This window comes from Streptomyces sp. URMC 123 (assembly GCF_051386515.1).
Classification (GTDB): domain Bacteria; phylum Actinomycetota; class Actinomycetes; order Streptomycetales; family Streptomycetaceae; genus Streptomyces.
In genome coordinates this window covers 1-5,316 of the sequence record NZ_JBPQTV010000393.1, presented here as the reverse complement: position 1 = coordinate 5,316, position 5,316 = coordinate 1, and the positions used below count along the sequence as shown (strand labels likewise).

1 protein-coding gene and 1 pseudogene are annotated in these 5,316 nt (G+C 77.4%); both read right to left on the bottom strand.

All coding sequences use genetic code 11. From position 1 onward, the window contains the following. Positions 1 to 273 (bottom strand): annotated as a pseudogene (locus tag ACSNOD_RS27940) (condensation protein); the annotation flags it as partial. An 871-nt stretch (positions 274 to 1,144) separates the two neighbouring features. Beyond that, positions 1,145 to 5,316, bottom strand: a 4,172-nt coding sequence (locus ACSNOD_RS27935; protein ID WP_436769853.1) for an alpha-(1->3)-arabinofuranosyltransferase domain-containing protein, incomplete at its 5' end; no start/stop codon positions are given.

Below are 5,316 nucleotides of genomic sequence, written 5' to 3'. Positions count from 1 at the left end.
GAAGTGGACGGGGGCGACGTCCGGTACGGGGGTGGTCTCCCAGGAGTAGCGGAGCCGCCACCAGGGGCCGGGGGCCTCGCGGACGAGGATGCGGGGGTGCCGGCGGAGGGCCGCGTCGAAGGCCGCCGCGAGCCGGGCCGGGTCGGGGCGGCCGGGCAGATGCACCTCGAGATGGACGGTCTCGGGCTCCGCCACGGAGAGGCAGTGACGGGAGATCTCGTCCACGCTCGAGAACGCGAGGCGGGTTCGCTCCGCGGGTGGCGGGGAGGTCATGCGGCTCCTTGTCCGTTTCCGTTCCGTTGCGGTGTGTTCGTTCCCGAGCGCCGCCGCCCTTGGCGGGGCGGTGCCCGCCCCGCCCCGAAGGGTCCGGGCCCGCCGCCCCGCGCGCCGCGCGAGCGGTGGCCCGGGGCCACGGTGTGCGGTGTGCCCTCCGGGCGGGCCTCGGCGCGGCGCCACGCTTCGGGTCGTCCGTGACGTGAACGCCCCAAGGGTTGCCTGGCCTTCGGCCGGGGGCGGTTGCTTCCCCGCCCCCTTCGGGGCGGCAACCGTGCGCTCCGCCGCTCCGCGCGTCCCGAGGCGCTGCGGCAACGCCATGGGCCCCAAGCGGCTGCTGCCGGGGGAAGCGCGGTTCGGTGGCACGGTGCGCTCTTCGGGCTGGCGCGGAGTCCTCCCGTGCCTGTTCGTGACGTGAACGCCCCATGGCCTGCCCGACCTTCGGCCAGAGGCCGGGGTGGCATTCGTGAGGCCGGCCGCTCCGCGCCCGAGACGCGGGGCCAGCGTCTGATGCGGCACCGCCGCGGGGCGCGGCCCCCGGAGGCCACGGCATGCGGCCCCGGGCGGGTTCGTGCGACGTCCGCGCTCCGGGCCGTACGTGACGTGAGCGCCGCCAGGCGCCAGCCCGGGGCGCGGTGTGCCCCCCCCGGGGGGGCGACATCCTGCCCAGGCCGTCCGTGACGTGAACGCCCCAAGGGTTGCCTGGCCTTCGGCCGGGGTGCTGGGCGTTCGTGGGCCTCGCTGTGGGGTCGGCCGGAGGCGCGTCGCCTCCAGGCCCACCGCCCCGCACGCCGAAGGCCCGCCCAGGGCGTACGCGGCGGCGCCGCGAGGCGCGCAGCCCCTCCCGGCCGAAGGCCCGGGCGCGTGCGGGCTACGCATGGGGACGCTCCCCCGGTGGGGTCTCCACGCGCTTCGCGGGTGTCAACGGCGGGGTGATCGCCGCCGTCACCGCCAGGAGGGCCAGCGCCTGGGCCGCCGGGCCGAAGGCGCCCGTGGCGTGAGCCGGGGGCGCCCCCGCTCCGACCGCCGCCGCGACGCCCGCCGCCGCCATCGCCGCCAGGGCGATCGGCGGCAGCGCCCGGGGGACGAACCGGCCGAGCAGCGCGAGCAGCGGGACCACGATCGCGAAGGGGCCCGCCACCACCGCCATCACCAGCGTGATCGCCACCAGGGCGAGCAGCCGGCCGCGCGGTGCCGGCCCCCGCTCCGGCCACGGTTCGGGCCGGCGCCGGCCCCCGCCCCGTACCGCCGCCAGCGCGATCACCAGCGCCACGCCGGCCGCGCCCGCCACCAGGCCGGCCTCGTAGATCCGCGCCGGCTCGTACTCCAGCCGTACGACGCCGCCCGCGCCCGCCGGGATCAGCCACGCCTGCTGCCAGCCGTCCAGCCGCAGCGGGCTGAGCTCCTTGCCGTCGAGCGTGGCCTTCCAGCCCTTGTCGGCGTTCTCGTAGGTCTGGAGGTAGGCCGCCTCGCCGGCACCGACCGTGACCGTGCGGCGGTCGCCGCGCCAGTCCCGCACCGCCACCGAACGACCCGCGCCCGAGACGGAACCCGAGACGGAGCCCGTAGCCGACGCCGACGTGGCCACCGGCTCCGCGCCCCGCGTCAAGGTCACATCCGTGATCGCCAGCGGCCCGCCGTCGCCCGCCTTCACCCGGTGCTCGCCCGCGGCCAGCGCCACCGTGCCGTCCCGGGCCTCGCCCGCGCACAGTTCGACGTCCACGGGCCGCCGCTCGGTCAGCGCGCGCACCGAGCCGGAGACCGCGGTGGTGTGCAGGGTGTCGCCGATGGCGAGGGCCGGGCCCTCCCCGCACGGCAGCCGGAACCTCTCGTCGGACGCGGGCGCCGGCACCCGCAGGTCGGCCAGCGCCGGCACGTACACCTCGCTGAGCCCCACGGGCAGCTGCAACCGCCCGTCGGCGAGCGGGTTGTGCACGGTCAGCGGGGCGGCGTCGCTGATGGTGATCGTCAGCTGGTCCGTGGTGATCGGGTCGAAGCGGGCGCGGCCGTTGCCGTCCACGCCGGCGGTCGCCGCGCCGTCCGGGGAGGCGATCCGCACCTCCCGGGGGCGGGTGGAGATCCCGCCGGCCGCGACGAACACGATTTCGCCGATCTCGCGCTTGCCGGGCCAGCGCAGATGGATCACCGGCCGGTCGCCGGCGATCCACGCGGTGGTGAGGTCGCCGTCCACGAGGTTGCGCGCGCTGAGCCCGATGCCGGTCCTGCTGACGGAGTCGGCCGAGGCCACCACGCGGTTCCGCTTGCCGGGGGCCACCCGGTCGAGCAGCCGGTCGAGTTCGGGGCCGGGGACCGCGACGGCGCGGGCGCGTACGCGGTGGTCGCCGGCCGCGGTGCGGATCTGCCGCAGCAGGCCGGTCTCCGCCGAAACGGGGGACAGCCCGCTCGCGTCGGTGCCCCGGTGCAGCGAGATGACCTCGGCGGGGGCCGGGGACCCGGTCCGCACGTCGTCGGGCAGCTTCAGCACCCGCGCCACCCGCACCCCGGGGATCTCGATCTCGCTGAAGCCGGCGCCCGACAGCCCGGGCGGCCCGGGCAGGGCCTGACGCACGGTGATCCGCAGCCAGGGCGAGGTGCCGGCGGGCGCCCTGACCATCTGGGGCGTGCCGTCCGGGCGCAGCGGGCTCTCCACCGCCTGCCGGTCGTTCTCCACCCGTACGACGGTGGGCGCGGCCCGCGTGGCGCCGCCCGGCAGCGGGGTGACGCGCAGCCGCGCCGGCAGGGCCCGGGGTTCGGTGAAGTCGATGCGCAGCCACTGCCCGACGGGGCTGCCCGCGGAGCCCTCGGCCCACGCGGTGTCCGGGTTGCCGTCGAACGCGTTCACCGGGTCGTACTGCGGCAGGTGGAACAGCCAGTTGCCGCTGCTGGAGGCGGTCACCGAGCGGGCGCCGTCGAGCACCGCCGTGGTCTGGTGCCCGATCCCGCGCGTGGGCAGGATCTGCCGGGGCGGCCGGCCCGGGTCCTGGAGGCTCCCGGGGCCGTTCCGCTCGGTCGCGGTGTACGTGTACGAGGTGTTGGCGTCGATCAGCCCGAAGCGGGTGTCGGCGCGCCGCAGCCCGTCGGCGGTGGCCCGCAGCGCCGGCGTGCCGACGCCGGGGTGGTTGTCCCCGGCGAGCACCGCGGGGCGGTCCCGCCAGGCCGGGTCGGCCGCCAGCCGCAGCAGGGCCTCGGGGCCGCCGCCGACGACGGCCGTGCCCGCCGTGGGCCGCAGCGCCACCGGGCCGGGCCGGGGCGGCCCGCCGTCCGGGACGGGCTCGTAGATCTCCACGGCCTGCGGCCGCGGGTAGATCGCCTGCACCTGGAGCGGGGTGTCGGCGAGGATGCGGCCGCCGGTCTGCGCCGGGCCGAAGCCGGCGACCTTGCGGTAGCCGGAGAGCTCCAGGGCGCGCCGCACGGTGCGGGGCGGGGCGTAGCCGATCTGTTCGGGGTCGAGGTCGTTGCGGACGACGACGTGGTGGAGGCCGGCGCGGGCCAGGAAGTCGCGCAGCCCCGGCACCTCGCCGCCGGAGCGCAGCGCCTCCTCCACCGCGTCCATGGCGCGCCGGGAGCCGGGGGTGCCGAAGGGCACGTAGTCGCGCTGCGCCCAGCGGGACTCGGCCAGCACGTCGAGGGGCTGGTCCACCGTCGTGCCCCAGGTGTGGACGCCGTGCGCGGTCGCCGGCACCACCAGCGCCCGGTTGTCGGAGGCGTTCTGCCGCAGCCAGTCGGCGGTGGCCCGCCAGTGGTTCGGCAGGTCCTTGAAGGCGCCGGGCTGGAGGATGCCGCCGTTGAGGTAGGGCCAGGCCAGGCCGGGCAGCACCAGCAGCGCGGCGGCCAGCGGCAGCCACCGCCGGCCGGGTGCCGCCGCCCGGGCGCCGCGCCGCCGCGCCGCGACGGCCGTCAGATGGGCCAGGCCCAGGGCGAGCGTCAGGGCGAGGCCGGTCTGGAACTTGTAGACGCTGCGGAACGGCTTGATCGGCCCGTTGAACCAGTCCCGCACGGTCTCGTGGAACGGCGCGCCGAGCGCGCCCCCGTACCCGGCGAGCGCGATCGCCAGCACGACCACCACGGTCGTCACCAGCCAGCGCCGCTCGGGCAGGTCGCGCCGGGCCAGCCCGGCCAGCCCCAGCGCGGCCGCGAACGCCGAGCAGAGGACGGTGACGACGGACGCCGCCACGGTCCAGCCGGCGGTCAGCCACGGCTCGCCGAAGTGGAGGTACGCCACCCAGTTGCCGGCCCCGCGCAGCAGTTCGGTGGCCGACATGGTGGCGGTGGTGGTCTCCGACTGCTCCACGTACGGCATGAAGTCCTCGCCGTGGATGCCCAGGAGCAGCAGCGGCACCACCCACCAGGCGGTGGCCAGCACCACGCCCGGCAGCCACCAGGCGATCAGGGCGCGCTTGCGGGGGCCGGCGGGTCGGCTGAGCAGATACAGGCCCACGGGCAGCAGCGAGGCCAGCGTGGAGGCGGCGTTCACCCCGCCCATGCAGGGGATCAGCAGCGCCGAGCGGGCGGCGGCGACACGGGCCGGGGAGGCCGTGGAGGTCAGCGGCAGCAGCACCCACGGCAGCAGCGCGCCGGGCAGCGCGGCGGCCGAGGTGGAGCCGATCACGATGGTGAAGGTGGGCCACAGGGCGTAGACCAGCGCGCCGGCCGGCCGGGTGCGGGCCGTGCCCACGCCGAGCCGCTCGGCCAGCCGCAGCGCGCCCCAGAAGGCGGTGGTGAGGATGAGGGAGAGCCACAGGCGCTCGGCGAACCAAACCGGCAGGCCGATCAGATCGGTCAGCGCGTAGTACGGCAGCATCGGGAAGAGATAGCCGGCGTACTGGTCGGAGAGCGTGCCGAAGCCGCCCCGGTCCTGCCAGAGTTCGCCGAGGTCGCCGAGGAAGCCCAGCGGGTCGAGCGCCACGCCCAGCTTGGTGTCGAACGCCATCCGGCCCGGGGCCGCGGCCAGCAGCGCGATCAGCGCCAGCACCCAGAAGACGAACAGGGCGCGGCGCCCCTGCCGGTGCCCGGGGGGCGGCGCGGTCGGCGCGGGGCCGGGGG